The sequence below is a fragment of the Stenotrophomonas sp. YJH_SMC_130 genome, from assembly GCF_059369035.1.
Map to the genome: position 1 here is coordinate 436036 of NZ_JCAFSH010000001.1, position 16173 is coordinate 452208.

Annotated in this window: 6 protein-coding genes; all 6 read right to left on the reverse strand. The window is 63.0% G+C overall.

The genetic code is table 11. From position 1 onward, the window contains the following. Positions 1 to 234 precede the first annotated feature (234 nt). Entirely contained in the window at positions 235 to 606 is a 372-nt protein-coding gene (locus tag AC5P5V_RS02110) for a hypothetical protein (protein ID WP_231352618.1), read from the reverse strand. Then, a complete protein-coding gene (locus AC5P5V_RS02115; RefSeq protein ID WP_134967849.1) occupies positions 603 to 821 on the reverse strand; it encodes a hypothetical protein in 219 nt (72 codons plus the stop codon). The genes AC5P5V_RS02110 and AC5P5V_RS02115 overlap by 4 nt, the downstream gene beginning before the upstream one ends. A 1022-nt stretch (positions 822 to 1843) precedes the next feature. After that, positions 1844 to 2215 carry a ribonuclease toxin immunity protein CdiI gene (gene cdiI, locus AC5P5V_RS02120; RefSeq protein ID WP_141239355.1) on the reverse strand — a complete coding sequence of 124 codons (372 nt, stop codon included), beginning with the start codon at positions 2213 to 2215 and terminating at the stop codon, positions 1844 to 1846. 470 nt (positions 2216 to 2685) lie between these two features. Next, positions 2686 to 3069 (reverse strand): Cdi1I family immunity protein, encoded by a 384-nt coding sequence (locus tag AC5P5V_RS02125; protein WP_134967848.1) that lies wholly within the window; start codon positions 3067 to 3069, stop codon positions 2686 to 2688. Between the two features lie 154 nt (positions 3070 to 3223). Continuing rightward, complete coding sequence (locus AC5P5V_RS02130) at positions 3224 to 3586, reverse strand: DUF596 domain-containing protein (protein ID WP_134967847.1); 363 nt, start codon at positions 3584 to 3586, stop codon at positions 3224 to 3226. Then, entirely contained in the window at positions 3583 to 16167 is a 12585-nt protein-coding gene (locus AC5P5V_RS02135; RefSeq protein ID WP_495215806.1) for a hemagglutinin repeat-containing protein, read from the reverse strand. Before AC5P5V_RS02135 ends, AC5P5V_RS02130 begins: the two co-directional genes overlap by 4 nt. Between the last annotated feature and the right edge of the window lie 6 nt (positions 16168 to 16173).

The window sequence follows — 16173 nt, forward strand, 5'->3', positions numbered from 1 at the left end:
CGAGACTTGCCGCATAGACGCTCTCGAACTGGAAGGAGAGCACAAACTGGAACTCGCACGTCGCGGCGTAACGCTTGATGAAGTGGCATATTTCCTCCCAGGCGCTTTTAAACCCGGGGGGACGTCGGTGGTTCGGGTCCAACTTGCTGCCGATGAAGTAAGCGGCATAGGGCGCCAGCGCACCAACTACTCCTGCGCACCAAAAATTGGACCCAACAAAGAGACGACATGGCCCTAGCTACTAACTCCCCAGCCGTCACCCTCATAAGATAGTGGCGGGGCGTACTCCCCATCCCGAATCACCGGACACCAACCCATGCTGGCATAGAAGAACTGCAGATCAATAATATCATAGAGACCCAAACTCACCGGCCGAATCGTGATAAGCCCTCTCGCATAATGAGAGTACTTCCCGCCGGCGCCCGCAACCGCCCGCAGCGCCAGCTCCCGACGATCCCACTCCTCCATAACACCTGTGACTTCAGGACTGCTGTCGAAGATGACAACTTCAAAGCAATCAGCCACTTTACACAAGCACGGAATTCGCTCCTGATTTATCAGACCCTCAGAAGCAAGATTATCTGGAAAGCTAACCCTCAATTTCATTTTTGCACTCCCCTCGGAACTACAACATCACCTGAGAAATTTCTCTCGAACGTGGACAATGCACTGAAGTAATGAACACCATGAGGATCTCGAATAGCTACAACCTTGACACCGGCGCGCTCTGTCACACCATCGACCACGACAAAATGGGAGAACGTGGAACCTCCACTTGACAGGATCGCAAGATAAGCAGCCATCTCTTCGGTCTTCGTCATGACCGACGATTGATCGATAGCACACTGCATGTAGATGTCAGGGTGAAGAGATGATACATAGCCCCGCATCAAGCTCAACGTCGAAGATAGACCTCCAAAGTTGCCTCGAGGTTTCGCCGACTCTCGTCCATGAACCATCGATCGAGACCCTTGTCCATCACCTCTCCGACGGCTGTCATACCCGAAGCGAGGGCGACATTTTTAAGCTGACGATAAGCAAATTCTGCGTCCGCTCCCGGCGTGGGTCCAGCGACCCTGTCCTCAACCGCAACACCGTACTGTTCCCAGTATTGATCGACACGAGTCGCCCACTCGTGCTTCCAGTCGTCCTCTGAAGTAGCTGGAGAGGAGCGCATGCTCAGCTCAACAGCAGCACCGTACGCAAGCAGTTCACGGTCGCGTTATGCGTTCAACTCGTCATACGCACGTGTCACAGAGTCCTTGCAGGCTCGGACATCGCCCCCTTCTCCATCACACGCGGCCCGCTCGGACTCCATGAGTTCGATTTCCTGCCTGCCCAGCCAGTTGCCCGCATGGGTGCTGGCAATCGCCTCGCCCACCAGGGTTCAAGTGGCCGGCATCGACCTGGTAGCCGCCATTGCCCCAAACAGGCCGCTCTGCTGGCCGACACCCTAATAGCTGCCGCTGGCCTTTCCTGCACTGGCTGCAATAGCCATCGGAATTCCACTAGTAATAATCAGATGATGCCTGATTTTAATATTCAACACTACGTCTACCAGCTGAATTGATGAAGCGCCCATGCTACCTCGCTGTCAGTCCCCGCTCGTGACAATCGCATGCGGCAAGTTGCCCTGGGCAAATCGGGGAGCGCGGAACGCAAGCGATCAGTCATTCAAAGAACTCAGTAACCCCCTCCACTTCATACCCAAACCTTAAACTCCCGTCCGGATAGCAAACAACAAACCGCCCCTCCAGATCAGGGACATCACTGAAGTGATCTCCAACCAGCCACAGCGCCCGCATCAACGATGCTGCAATCATCAGCAGGGCCGCAGTCTGGATTAGCCATTTCCCAGCTCATTCCGGCACAGCATTGAGCGAACGTACTCAGCCGATCCCGGAGTTCTTTCTATATACTTGAGACATGCCATACCCAGGTATCGACTAAACTCTTCATCACTAACAATCACAACGTCCGGGTCATACTTGAGCCCATATGAAAATTCCACCCCAGAAAAGTGATCATCCACGTCGAAGCTACTATTATCTGGGAATCTACAGTCAACATCATCGGTGCCAAAACCCCAGCCCCTTGATAAACACTCGAGCATCTGAATAAACACTCCCGAAGAATAAATCCAATCAAAGTAAGCAAAAACCACCCAATCAGAATCCCTCTTATCCATCCAAGATCCAAACAACTGATCACTCATACCAACCTCACTTAGGGTGGAAATTTTTAACTACACCGGCATCATCGATGTACACAACGAAAGAGACGCCTCCCGCATTGGACTCATATATCCTCTTCCCCGCAGCAACAGCGTCCTTGTAACCCTTCACAGCAGCTTCCTGGCCGAGCACCAAAACCTTCCTATCTGACATTATAGGATGCGATCATCGGTCGCCGTGGCACCACGCAACGCGGTATCGCCCCCGGCCTTCATCGAGATGTTATTGCGCGCCTCGCATCTTCTGCAGGCGATCATTGGGATTTCGAGCCGCGTCGACGTTGATGATCGGATCGATCAACGGGGACTTCGCCCCCCACCCGTAGAACCGATCCCACTCAGCTTCACGTAGTACCCAACCCTTGTGAATCACCCTTGCCGCAATCGCCAGTGGTTGAAATCCCCTAAGAGATCAAGCCTAAGCCCTCACGGAGCGGCGATTCCCTTCCAGATCAGACAATGGAACTCCCCAAAGGGCCGCGCGCATCATCAGTGAAAAATCTAGTGTCCAGATCCTGCGCCGGCTCCATCCCTCCAAACACAGTGCGCGCTTCACTCAGCAACTTCAATTGCTGGAAATGCCGATGCAGCATAGGCATGGCCACGGCAACATTCGACCAATCCATGTCGAATGAAAAATCGAAAATTATCGTCCCGTCAACCTTAAAGACACGAATCAACAACGCTGGAATATAGACGGCAGATCCCAACCTAAAACCATTGATCATCTGGATCATGCAAGAGCTGCATGGGAAGCCGTCGACACTTCCTGCAAGCCAGTCGCCAATCGCTATCGGCTCGCCATCCAGCTCGGTCCGCGAGACGGAATCAGCCATGCGACCGATCGATTCCAGCACCGCGGACAGAACGCATCATTCATCAATAGCTCCCCCTCAGATCCCGTCAGCGACCGAATGGGTCAAGACCCTTGTCCATGTTTCGGATTCATCCTCCTTCGTCCGACGTCTCCGCCCCCAGCAGCACTTAGATCTACGGACTGAAATAACTACCATCTTCCAGCTTCCAGACAAAACCGCTAGGAACCCATCCATATCCAGGCTTGGCAACCCAGAACATGTCCGGATCCCAGTCCAACTCAGGCGGCCACGCCGCCATGAAACGCTCAATCTGCTCATTAACGGTACCACCCCAAAAACCATTCACATCTTCGAGCCTGGCCCTCCCCTCCCTCAAAACAGCACCCAACCCCCACCGGAAGAACTGCTTCCTTTCTTCAAACGAAAGACCCGGAAGATAGTCAAAACTATTCCACCAGATCACATCAACATCAAGAAGCTCCACCCTACCAATAAATTCCCTTGCATCAAGATCACCCAACCAGTTATTGATCACTTGAACTTAATCTCCACTCTTTTTGCCCTGATCCCATTCGGCGACATTATATCTATAGTCCACTTCGCACCAGTAACATTGCTCGAACTAGAACCATTTCTTAAATTTATACTCACACCATCCTTTCTGGTGAGAGTATAGACCTCAGCACTCGAACCCCTGATCATAACCGACTTAGGGAGGGGCAATGAATCAACACCACCCAATTGCATGAAATAGCTCTTTACAAGATTATCAGACGCCCCTTGAAATATTGGCGCATTAATACTATTTACGGGATCGGCGCGCATGAATTTCCCATCAATCGTTATTGTAAAATCCTTTGGCCTCAATGCAGGATCCGCAAACTTTGATATTATATCATTCATTAGATTGTTAGAATGAGCAACCGGATCACGACTTATTACCCCGCCGGAAATAAGACCCGTACCATTGATGTTGTCTGGCAGCATATTTACCGGCAACATCCCTTCAGACGCTAAATCCTTAGCCGTGTTACGCCCAGCGTTCTGACCAGAAGTCTCAACAACGTCTCGCAACGCACTTTTTCCTGCTGCTCGCGCAACAGTACTACCGCCAGCATATGCAGCAGTCGCGATGTCGACCACGGTCATAAATCGGGCATCGAATGCGTCGACACCGACCACCTCGAGGCCGGTCACGGGATTTATCCCTGTCCATGCACCCACGGTTTGCCCAAGCCCAATCAACGTATTCGCGAGAATTCGAGGACTGGTTCCGCTCCCCGGGATGAAGCGATCCATTAATGCGGAATTATCCAGTGCAGCATCTGCAAACAGATGCAAGGCACCCAGCTGAGTGGGTCTCATCCCAGGTTGCGTAAAGACTACGGACTGGATATCTTCCCCATGCCTCTGCCAATAGCGATTTTCAATCGCCGCCATCGCAGCGGGAGTGATTGCATACCCCTGTGCGACCAAGGCCTCTCTTGCCGCATTTACAAATCCGGCGTGATCGACATCGCGCTCATGGGAAAGATTCTCCAGCTTTCGTTGAACACTGCAACTCGCCTCGTCCCCATTCTTGCAACCTACTTTCGCTTCGTCGTACTGACGCCCTTCCTTCCTACTAAGCCAGTTGTTCTCAACCGAATTCTTGGCAATCCCCGCATTCAATGCGATCCCAGCCAGATCCTGCCCCGACAGCCCACCCGCCAGCGCTCCCACCGCTTGTGAAAGCGCCAGAACTGCCTCCCTTTGCTGCGGGCTGAGATTCGCGGGGTTGCCGCCGAACAAGGTGTCCGTCAGCAACTTCGCCGCCAACTCACCACCACCGGCCGCCAACGCCCCACTCCCCGCCTTGCCACCATTGGCCTCAGCCAACAGCGCGCCCAGCAGCGCGTGCGACAGCATCTGCATGGCCTCGCTAGGCACAGCACTCTGCTTGTTCGGGTCAAACGTCTTGCCGATCAGTTCAGCCGCATACGGCGCCAGCGCATTGGAACCCAGCTGACCCAGTCCCTGTCCTTCAACACCACCGACCAACGCGCTGGTCACTGCGCCGAGCGCGCGACCATAGACGCCATCAGGGGCCCACTTCTGCTGGGTCACCAGCGCATCGGGGTAGGATGCATCGAACGCGACAAGGCGCTTGAACTGCTCATCGGGAAGAAGCGCGTCGAACGCCCGTCTCTCTTCGGGACTCATCGGCTCCCGATACTTGTCCGTGATCTTTTTCGCATCCGCACTGCCAATATCCCAGGCAATCTGCTGGCTGGTGGCCATCACCGTCCCCGCCGCAGCCGCCATCGCCTGCTGGTCCGCCAGCAACTTGCTCGCATCCGGCAATGCATCCAGCGCACGATGTGCCCCACTGGCATCGGTGTTGATGCCCAGCTCCGCCGCCGACGTCTGCTTGCCACCGATGGTGATGTTGCCCTCGGTCAAGGTGGCAAGGGTGGAGCTGCTGTCGCTGCCCTTTTCCATCATCGGCAGGCCCGGACCACCTCGGGGTGCGGCCGTTCCCGGCTTGGGCGCCCAGCCATCCATCTGCCCGCCCGCACCACCACTGATGCTGCCGGAGCTGGCCGTGTAGTCCATGTGGTTCTGCAGGTCGGTGAACGTCAGCGAGCCCGCAGTCAGTTCACTGTTGCCTGCATTAGTGCTGGCAATCGCCCCGCCCACCAGGTTCACGTGGCCGGCATCGACGTGGTACCCGCCATTGCCGGCAAACAGGCCGCTCTGCTGGCCGACACCCTGATAGCTGCCGCTGGCCTTGCCAGCGCTCGCATACCCGTCGGCATTCCACGCGGTACCGAACGACACCTGCACGCGGCCACCCACCTGGCTGTTCCTGGACATGCTCTCGGCAATGTCCTGCAGCGACTCGATCGTCAGCGTGCCGCCGGTCTTGACGTCGATGCGATCAGCGGTCGCCGTGGCGCCACGCAGCGTGGTATCGCCCTCGGCCTTCATCGAGATGTTCTTGCCGGTCAGCGTGGTGTTCTGCCAGGTGCTGCTCTCGGCATTGGCCTTGCTGCTGCCAACACTGGCTTCGGCGTACACGTACACGCCGGTCTGCGCGCCCACCGAGACGCCCACGCCGACTTCGGCGCCGGCATTGCTGCTCTTGCTGCGGTCGGCCACATTCGCCTTGCCTGCTTCCAGCAGGATGTCGCCGGCCGAATCCAGGCTGAGGGTGTTGCCTGCACTCAGGTTGCCCTGCACCACATGGATGTCGCCCTGGGTGCTGGTGAGGTTGACGTTGCCGCCGCCCTGGATGGTGGAGCCACGCGAAACCATGCTGCTGCCATCTGCACTGCTGTTGGCGGTCTTGAAGCCGATGCCTGCTTCAGCACGGAACAGTTCGCCACTGCCGCCACGGCCGGACAGTGCCGAGATCGCACTGGCTGCCTGGTACGCGTTGGCGCCCGCCGCCATGCCCTGCATCTTCTGCAGGCGGTCATCGGACTGACGTGCCGCGTCCACGTTGTTGATCAGGTCGATCAACGGCGACTTCACCCGCGCGAACACGCCGATCTTCAGGTCCTTGTCGCTCTGCGAGTAGTGGCCGCTCTCGTCGGCGGTCAACAGCTCGATCTCGGCGGCGGTGATGTTCACATCCTTGGCGGCCACCACGTTGCTGGCCGTCTGCGTGTACTTGCCCCCGGCGGTCAGGTTCACGCTGCCGCCAAGGCTGCCGATGCTGCTGGCCACCTGTGACACCTGCGCGCTGTCGTCCTGGTGCTGCTCGCGGTGCCAGCCGGAGAACTTCTCTGTATCCGATATCTGTACCGTGCCGATCGCCTTGCTGTCCGACGTATTGGCGTTGCTGACCGTATCCTGCCCGCTGCGCACCAGCAGATCGCCGGCCGCACGGATGCTGACGTCCTTCTCGGCGGCGATGTTGGCCGCGGTCAGGCTGATGTTGCCTTCGGTGGTGGCCATGCGCACGCCGCCGCCAACGGACAGCTGCGTGCCAGTGATGGTGTCACTGCTACCGCTGCCCTGACTCTGCGAGTTGTTGGTACCGAACGGCAAGCCGCTGGTGTTGTTGGCAAAGCCCCAGCCCTTGCCATGGCTGCTGCTGTCGCTGCGCTCGGTGTTGTGGGCCACGTCGAACACGATGTCCTGGGTGGCCAGCAGCACAGCGTTGCCCTCGGCCGACATCTGTGTGCCCTGGCTGAGGATCGAGCCGCCGTTGGCAATCAACGTGAGATCGCCGCCTGCAGCCAACTGGCTGACGCGGGCATCACTGGTCGAATGGCTCTGTTCGCTGTTGGTGCGCTGGCTGCCGGCAGTCACCACGGTCGACGTGGTGGCCGCGCGCAGGCCGGAGGCGGCGCCTTCGGCGGTGCGGGTGATCCGCCCCATCGCCGAGCCACTATCGGCCATACCGTCGGTGGTCGAATCGCGGGCGCTGCGGTAGGCCTTGGTCGGGTCGTAGGTCACGCCCACCGAGAAGCCGCTGGACTTGCTGGCCTGACTGGATTGGCTGTCCGTGGTGTCCTGTCGCGCCAGCAGCGCAATCTCCTTGCCCACCAGTGTCAGGTTCTCGCCTGCGGCGACGTCCGACGCCTCGATCGTCAGTGTGTTGCCAGCATTGATCAGCACATTGCCGTCGCGCGAGGCGATCGCCGATCCCACCTGGGTGGTGGATTGCTCGGCGCGGGTGCTGCTGTTCTTCGCGCTGCTGTAGCCGACCGATGCCACGCCGTTGCCGAAGCCTCCGGTAACGCCGGATTTCTTTTTGCTCTCGCTGGACTCACTGCTGTGATGGTCCTCGGCGGCAGTGATCAGCACATTGTTGCCAGCCCCCAGAATCACGTTGCCGGTGGCATCGACCACCGCACCTACCGCAGTCAGATCGCGTCCAGCCGTGATGTTGATACGCTCGCCCTGGATCGCCGTGCCGATGGCATAGCTGTCGCTCGCGTCGACGCTGCGCGTGGTGGTGGTACTGGAGAGCGTCTTCTTTTTCTTGTCGTAGCTGTCCAGGCTGTAGTCGTGCGTCTCGTTGGCCGAGAGCAGGTTGACGTCGCGGCCCGCAGCCACGCTTACCGCGCCGTCATTGCTGTCGACCAACGCGGCTGTCAGGTTCACATCCCGGCCCGCGTTCAGCAGCAAATCTTCCCCGGCCTGCAATGTACTGCCCCGCACGGTCTCATCACTCTGGCTGATCTGCAGCGAGCTGCGCTTGCCCGCGTTCGCAAAATCCCGGCTCTCGCTGTCCACCAGCGCCTGGCTGTTGATGTCCCCACCGGCCTGCAATGCCAGACCGCCCGCCGCCTTGATCTGCGCGGCTGCCAGGTTGATGTCCTTGCCGGCCGCCAGCACCACATCGCCAGCGCCCTGCACTGACGTGGCAGCGTGTGTCGTCCTGCTGCTGCGCTGATGGTTGCGTTCATCGAAGGTGGCGTCGCGGCGTTCCTCCAGCGCAATCGCGCCAACATCCAGAGTGCCGCCTGCGGCCAGCTGGGTCAGACCGTCGGCGCCGGCGTTGCGGATCTGTGCGGCCTGCAGGCTGATGTCACCACCGGCCACCACCGACAGCATGCCGTCGCCACTGGGATTGGTTACATACAGACCGGCGACCCGATCGATGCGGTTGGTCTCGTACTGGTAGGTGCCACCGCCCTGCTGTGTCTCCACCGTGGAGGCCACCGTGACATTGCCCGCAGCCTTGACCGACAGCGCATCGCTAGCCGTCACGGCGGCACCGACAACGCGGATGTCCTTGTCCGACGACAGCCCGACGTACTGGCCGGAAATGCTGCCGCCCAGATGCTCGATGTTGCCGGCATCGATGGTCACCAGCTTGCGCCCGGCGATGTTGCCGGTGTTGACCAGGCCATTGCCCAGTTTGATATCGACATTGGCGCCGGCCAGCAGTGCACCGTTGCCGTCCAGGTCGCCCGGGCGCAGGCGCAGGTAGACCTGCGGCACCAGCGCGGTGGTGGTGCTGCCATCGACCAGGGTGACGGTCTGCTCGACCAGCCAGACGATGTCGCTGGTCAGCTGTGCCATCTGCGCTTCGGTCAGCGCCACGCCGGGGCGAAGGCCCCATTCGCTGGCGACCGTGGCACCGGCCTCCAGCAGCGCGCGGTACCGCGCCTCGTCACTGGCGTAGCCGTCGAGGAAGCGGCGACCGGTCAGCTGGCCGATCTGCTCGCGCACCAGCTTCTGCTCGTAGTACCCATCACCCAGCCGCTTCTGCACGGTATCGGGCGAGTAGCCCATCTGGCCCAGCAGGTGGTCCGAACTCAGCCAGGTCTTGTGGTCGGTGAAGCGCGGATCGGTCTCGACCAGATAGTGGCCGCCGTTGGGATTGACGTTGAACAGGCTGGCGCTCGGCGCGCGCGTGTCCGGTGCACCCATCGCGATGCGATCCGGCGATCCTCCACTGGCTGCGACCACGCGCGGCCCGGACGTACCGGTGTTGCCGCTCACGCCGCCGACGCTGCTCCCTTGCTGGGTACTGGCACCATCGGCCGCCTGTGCCAGCGCGCGTTCGGCACCGGTGCCGGCGGACTGGCCCGGCCCCTGCGCACCGCCATGACCCGGCCCATCCGGCAGCGCCGTGGGCCCCTGCACGTTGAGGTTGGCCATGGCCGAACCGTTCTGCACGTTCGGCGCGTTCCGTCCCTGGTTGAGGTTGCTCAGGTCACCGACGTCGATGCTCAACGAGCCGCCGCTGACAATGCTGCCGCCAATCTTACCGGTCACCTCGGAAATGGCCGGAGCACTCCAGGTCATCACATCCCCGCCGAAGGTGTGGCTGACGTTGGAGAACTGGTGCGTGCGATACAGCGTGGCCGCCAGGTTCTCCACCTTTGCCGCGCCGGTCAGGCCGATGATGTCCAGATCGCCGCCGGCGGCAATGCTGCCGTAGTGGTTGCGCAGGTCATCGCTGCGGATGCGCATCGCACCGCCTGACCGGATGACCGCATCGGCACCGACGCTCGGCTGCAACACATCTTCGGTCACGGTGCGCGTGGCCAGGCGATACTGCTCGTTGGCACTGGTGGAGTTGCCGCCCGCAAACTGTGGGCTGGTCAGAATGCGGTCGGGATCGTAGTCCTTGTAGGTCCACAACTGCACGCAGTTGGTCGTACAGGTGCCATACGCTGACGAGTAGGTGAGTTTGTCATCGACGTAGCGGAATGGCGGCGAATCGGGATGCAGGGTGGCCAGCTCGGCAAACGGATCGTCGGCACCAGCGGCAACCTGGTCCGGATTGACCTGGTTGTCCTGGCGGCCGACGTAGTACATCACCACCGTGCCGTCCTGCACGTTCAGCCGCGCACGCTCACCCAGCGCGGCATACAGCCCACCGCGCCCGAAGAAGTAGGCACTGGTCTGCGCGGTCAGTCGTACCACCGCACGGTGCACGGTGAAGCCATCCGGCGTGATGTGCGGCGTGTCTTCGAGGATATCGGCTGGGTCGAGGTAGTACACCTCGTGCGCGGAATAATGGCTGGTGCTGCGAATGTCCTCGGTGCCATTCTTGCCGTTGCGCCACCAGGCGGGTCGCTCCATGCGCACCGGAGCGTTCAAGGTGGTGGTCTGTGTGATGACCACGTTCTCGCGGATGTTGTTGACCACCTGCGCATCGATGGACAGGTTGCCGGTGACATCGATGACCGAGCTGATGTTGTCGATCCGCCCGGCAATGCCGCTGGCGATGCGATCGGCACTCAGCGTGCCGCCAATGGCAGCATCACCGCCGCTGTAGATCAGGCCCTTGCCGGTGTTCTGCAGCTCGCGCACGCCCAGGTCCAGGCGCTCGCGTGCAGCCACGGTGCCGACGCGGGTGGCACCACCGGCCTCTTCGGCGCGGTTCTTCAGCACGCCGGTGGAGATCGCCACGCGATCACCGTAGATGCGCCCGGTGCCGAGATTATCGATTTCGCCGGCCTCCAGGTGGGTCAACGCGCCATCGATCAGGCCGCGGTTGGTCAGCTGTCCACGGGCGTTGAGGTGGGTCGTGCCCTGGCTGGAGATCTCGCCTGACGCGGCATTGGTGATGTTCTGGGCGTTGAGGTCGAGGTTGCCACCGCGCACCACACCCTGGTTGTCGAGGTCGCCGGACAGGTTCAGCGACAGCGTACCGTTGGCGATCCATTCGCCACGATGGCGCATGCCCTGCTGCAGGGTGAGGCCGAGGTCCCGCTGCGCATGCACCTGGCCGTCTTCGCTGAGCGCACGTGCGACCAGGGTCTGGCTGCCATCGGCGCGCAGCAGGCCGCCGCTGTTGCCGACGTTGTCCGCCTGGCTGTCCAGGTTGCCGCCGGTGCTGATCACGCCGCCGGTGTTCTGCAGCTGGCCGTTGATCTGCAGCCGCGCACCGCCATCGGTGACGATCTGGCCTTGGCTGTTGTCCAGCCACTGTGCACCGAACTGCAGCTGGCCCGCCTGCAGGCCACGCGTGCCGTCGCCGCCACGGGTGTTGCGGTTGTCCACGCTGGCGGCCGTGAGGGTCAGCAGCTGGCCGGCCGCGATCGCGCCGTCGGCGTTGTCCAGGTGCCCGCCCAGGGTCAGGTCGAGGTTGCGCCCGGCCTGCACGCGACCACTGGCATTGGCCAGGCTCGCCGCCTGCAGCGACAGTTTCGCGGTGCTGGCAAGTGTTCCACCGGAACTGTTGTCGACGCGGGCCAGCAGCAAGCGCGCATCGCCTTGTGCATTGACTGCGCCGCCACGGTTGTCCAGCACGCCACCATCCAGCTGCAGCTTCCCGGCCGCCAGCAATCCACCGCTGCCGGCGGTGGTGCGGTTGTCGATGTCCTGCCCGGCCGTGTTGATGGCCAGGTCGGCCGCCGACTGCACGCGACCGCCCTGGTTGTCCATCGCGCCACTGCGAACGCTCAGCGCGCCCTTCTGCGTGCCCAGCGTGCCGGCGCGGTTGTCCAGCCGCTGGCCGCGGGTATCGATGTCCAGCTGGCCGCCCAGCAGCGTGCCGCGCTGGTTGAGCAGGCCGTTGCCCTGCAACTGCAGCCGTTCGCCGGCCTGCATCGCGCCGTCGCTGTTGTCCACGCCTGCCGCCGTGGTCACCGCCAGGTCCTGGCCAGCGACCAGGGTGCCGTGGCGGTTGTCGAGACTGCCGGCGCCGAGGGTCATCGTGCCGGTGCTGGACAGCAGGCCCTGCTCGCCATTGTCGAGGCGACCGTCAACGCCCAGCACCAGCGCGCTGCCGCCCGCATGCACGGTGCCGCCCTGGTTGCCGAGGCTGGCCGCGGTGACCGTGCCGGCACCGCCGAGCAGGATGCGGCCCTTCTGGTTGTCCAGCGCCTGGCCGATCGCCAGCGTGGAGTGACCCGCGCCTGCACCCTGCAGCGTGCCCTGTGCATTGATCAGCTGCTGCGCGGTGACAGCCAGCGCGCCATTGCTGGCCAGCGATCCACCGCGATTGTCCAGCACACCCTGTACGCGCAGGCGCAGCGCGTCTTCACCGGTTGCGGTGAGCGTGCCACCGGCGGTGGTCAGGGTATCGGCGCTGATGTCGACGCGGCGCGCCGAGGTGGTTGCCGCGATCAGATCGAGGTTGGCGCCGTCCAGCGCGAAGCTGCCATTGCTGAGCACGCTGCCGCCGTTGCCCAGCAGGGTCTTCGCCGAGACCTGCAGCTGGCCGCTCCCCGCGTGCTGGATCCTGCCTGCACGGTTGTCCAGCGCCTGTGCCAGCAGGGCCAGGTCGCCATTGCTGGCCAGCGTGCCACCGGCATTGCCCAGCGTCGTGGCCTTGATGCGACTGGCGCCTTCGCCGCTGGCGATGATGCGGCCACCGGCGTTGTCGAGCGTAGTGGCCTCAAGGTCGAGACGATCGGCGCCCAGCGTCGCGTCACGATGATCCACGTCGCCAGCACGCAGGGTCAGCGTGGCCGAGGAGACCAGCGTGCCCTTGCTGCCGTCCAGGCGGCCGGTGGTGATGTCCAGGCCCTGGTTGCCGGCCTGGCGGATGCTGCCGCCACTGTTGTCCAGCCGTGCGGAAGTGACCGTCAGGCGATTGGCATTGCTGGCGATCGTGCCTTCGTGGTTGTCCAGCGCAGCGACGATCTGCAGCGTGCTGTCAGCCGTTCCGGCGCCGCTGAGCGTGCCCGTGCGGTTGATCAGTTCACCAGCCTGCACATCCAGTGCCCCATTGCCGGCGATCGTGCCGCCACTGTTGTCCACGCCCTGCGCCACGTGCAGCCGCAGCGCGTCGCTGCCGGTCGCGCTGAGGTTGCCGCCAGTGTTGTCCAAGCGCTGCGCATCGATGGCAATGCGCTCTGCCTGGGTAGTGCTGCCGGCCCCCAGCAGCAGGTCGCCGCCCTCAAGTTCCAGCGCCGACTGGCTGAGGATGCGGCCGCCCGCACCCTGCAGGCTGTCGGCGCGGATCTGCAACGTACCGCCGCCGGCGTGTTCGATTGCACCGCTGCGGTTGTCCAGGCTTGCCGCCTGCAGCCGCAGATCACCGGTACCGGCCACGCGGCCACCGTTGCTGTTGTCCAGCAGCTCGCGGGCCAGCACCTGCAATGCAGCGCTGCCTGCGGCCAGTACCTTGCCGCCCTGGTTGACCAGGCTGTCGGCCTGCAGCTGCACCTGGCCATTGCCGGATATCGCGCCGCCCGTGTTGTCCAGGGAGTCGCGTACCGTCAGCACCAGACCTTGCGTGCCGGCCGACTGCAGCGTGCCCTTCTGGTTGTCGATGCGACCGGCGGCGATGCGCAGGCCGCCGTTACCGACGATCTGGCCGCCCTGGTTGTCGAGCGCATCGCGCACGTCCAGCGCCAGCGCCGAGACACCCTGCGAAACGATCTGGCCCTGGCGGTTGCGCAGTGCCCCGGCGTGGATCTGCACACTCTGCGCCGATGTCGTACCGCCACTCACGTCCAGCTCGCCGCCGGACAGCACCAGCGCGCCGTTGCTGAGCAGGCGCCCTTCGCTGCCACGCAACGTATCGGCCTGCACGCTCAGGGTGCCGGTGCCAGCCTGCTGAACCAGGCCGTTGCTGTTGTCCAGCGTGGTCGCGACCAGTGCCAGATCGCCGTTGCCGGCCAGCGTGCCGCGGGCACGGTTGTCCAGCGTCGTGGCCTTCACCGAACTGGCCCCGCTACCCAGCGACAGCAGGCTGCCGCCCCGGTTGTCCAGCGTCGCGGCCAGGATGTCGAACCCGGCCGCACTGAGCGAACCGCTGCGCAGATCGGCGTTGCCGGCCGACCATTGCAGGCGGCCCAGGGTACTGAGTCGCCCACCACTGCCGGCCCAGTCGCCCGTAACCAACGCGAGACCATCGCCACCGGCATGTTCGATGCGGCCACCGGCATTGCCGACCTGGCCTGCACGCAAGGCCAGCTGCGTGGCATTGGTGGCCAGCAGACCACCGTCGTTGTTGAACAGGCCCTGCACCGTCCACGACGATGCCGCCTTGCCGGCGTGCCGCAGTTCACCCCCGCGGTTGTCGAGCGACTGCGCATCCAGCCACAGGTCGCCGGCCACGCTCAGCGCACCCTTCTGGTTCGACAACAGGCCCACCTGCAACGCGGCATCGCCATGCACCTGCAGCATGCCGCCGTCATTGCGCAGCTCCCCCCCGGCCTGCAGCGCGCTCACGCCCAGGCGACCGCCGCTGTTGTCGAGACCGTTGCGTGCGGCCAGTGACACCGCGCCGCCGTTGCTGATGCTGCCGCCGTCGTTGTCCAGCGTACCGGCGATGGCGATCAGGCCCTCGGCCAGGGGCAGCTCCGGCGACGTCGGCGTGCCCGCCGAGCCGCCATTGCCGCCTCCGGTTCCCGGCGTTCCCGGCGTGCCGGTTCCGGGTGTTCCACCGCCATTGCCGGGCGACGTGCCGCTGCCAACGCTGCTCCCGTTACCACCTGACGCTACGGCATCCAGTGCACCCAACAGGCCATTGCTACGGTTGCTGGCTGCGTCGGCCTTGAGCGCCAGCGCTTGCGCGCCGGTCTGTTCAATGGCGCCGCCATGGTTGCGCAACCCGTGCGCCTCCACCTGCAGGCGCTGTGCATTGAGCGTGCCGCCGCTGTTGTCCAGCGTGCCACCGGCGGTGATCGCAACTTCGCGCGTGGCCGCGATGGTGCCGCCATTGGCAAGATCGCCACTGGCCTGCACGCGCACGTTCTGCCGCGACTGCAGGGCGCCGGTGTTTTCCAGCCGGCCATCCACCGTCACCACCAGCTCGCCGGCCTGTGCGCCAATGCTGCCGGCATTGCGCACGCCCACGCCGTGCTCGTTGCCGACCAGCCAGATCTTGTTGGCGAACATGCCGCCCAGCGCGCCAACGTCCAGCGCGAAGGCCGGTGCCTCGCCGCTGGCCGCGGTCGCGCTGGCCTGACTGTGGTCGGCACTGACCACGTTGTTGCCCAGCGTCGCCTGCAGCTGGTTGGCCCAGATGCCGGCGTTGACCTGCAACGAACGGGTGATCAGGTCGGTGTAGTCGGCGCGGCTGGTGTCCAGGCCCTGACCATCGATCTGGATCGCGCCCCCTGTGACGCGATATCCCTCAAGTGCGCCTGCACCCGTGAACATCGGCGTGCCGGTGGTCAGGGTCACGCGGCTGGCGTTGAGGAAGCCGCCGCCGTTGACCTGGATGCCGGCCGGGTTGGCAATGATCACCTCGGCGCGCTGCCCGGCCACTTCCACGTAGCCGTTGAGCCGGCTGGCCGGACCGTTCACTTCATTGAGGATGACCCGCGCACTGCCGGTGGCAAGCCACGGATTGCCCTGCACCCAGCCACCCAGCTGCGTCTGCACCTGGCCGCGGGCGTTGTTGAGGATGACGCCCTCGCGTCCGACATCGAACTGCGAATAGCGGTTGCGCGACACACCCGCCGCCGACGGCGTGGTGATGTTCACCATCGGCACGCCATTGGGGGCCGTCACCATCGTCGGCCGTTCACGGCCCGGCGCATTGGGGTCGGAAATGATGCGCGCATCGGATTGCGCCAGCGCAGGGGGTACCAGGCTGACCCAGCCCAGTGAGCACATCAGTGCGAAGCCCAGGGGCGACAGCGCGGCGCTCTGCCGGCCCGGCACATGGCCGACCAGGCCACCGCCCCCCTTCACCAGCTCCGACGCCACCTGCCAGACGCGCAGCGCGCGGTTGAAAACCAGACGATAGATAGTGTTCATGTCACG

Bases quoted from the DNA above. Each gene is read 5' to 3' on its own strand.
- AC5P5V_RS02110 (WP_231352618.1), bottom strand. From the start codon at position 606: ATGAAATTGAGGGTTAGCTTTCCAGATAATCTTGCTTCTGAGGGTCTG.
- AC5P5V_RS02115 (WP_134967849.1), bottom strand. From the start codon at position 821: ATGACGAAGACCGAAGAGATGGCTGCTTATCTTGCGATCCTGTCAAGT.
- cdiI (WP_141239355.1), bottom strand. From the start codon at position 2,215: ATGAGTGATCAGTTGTTTGGATCTTGGATGGATAAGAGGGATTCTGAT.
- AC5P5V_RS02125 (WP_134967848.1), bottom strand. From the start codon at position 3,069: ATGGCTGATTCCGTCTCGCGGACCGAGCTGGATGGCGAGCCGATAGCG.
- AC5P5V_RS02135 (WP_495215806.1), bottom strand. From the start codon at position 16,167: ATGAACACTATCTATCGTCTGGTTTTCAACCGCGCGCTGCGCGTCTGG.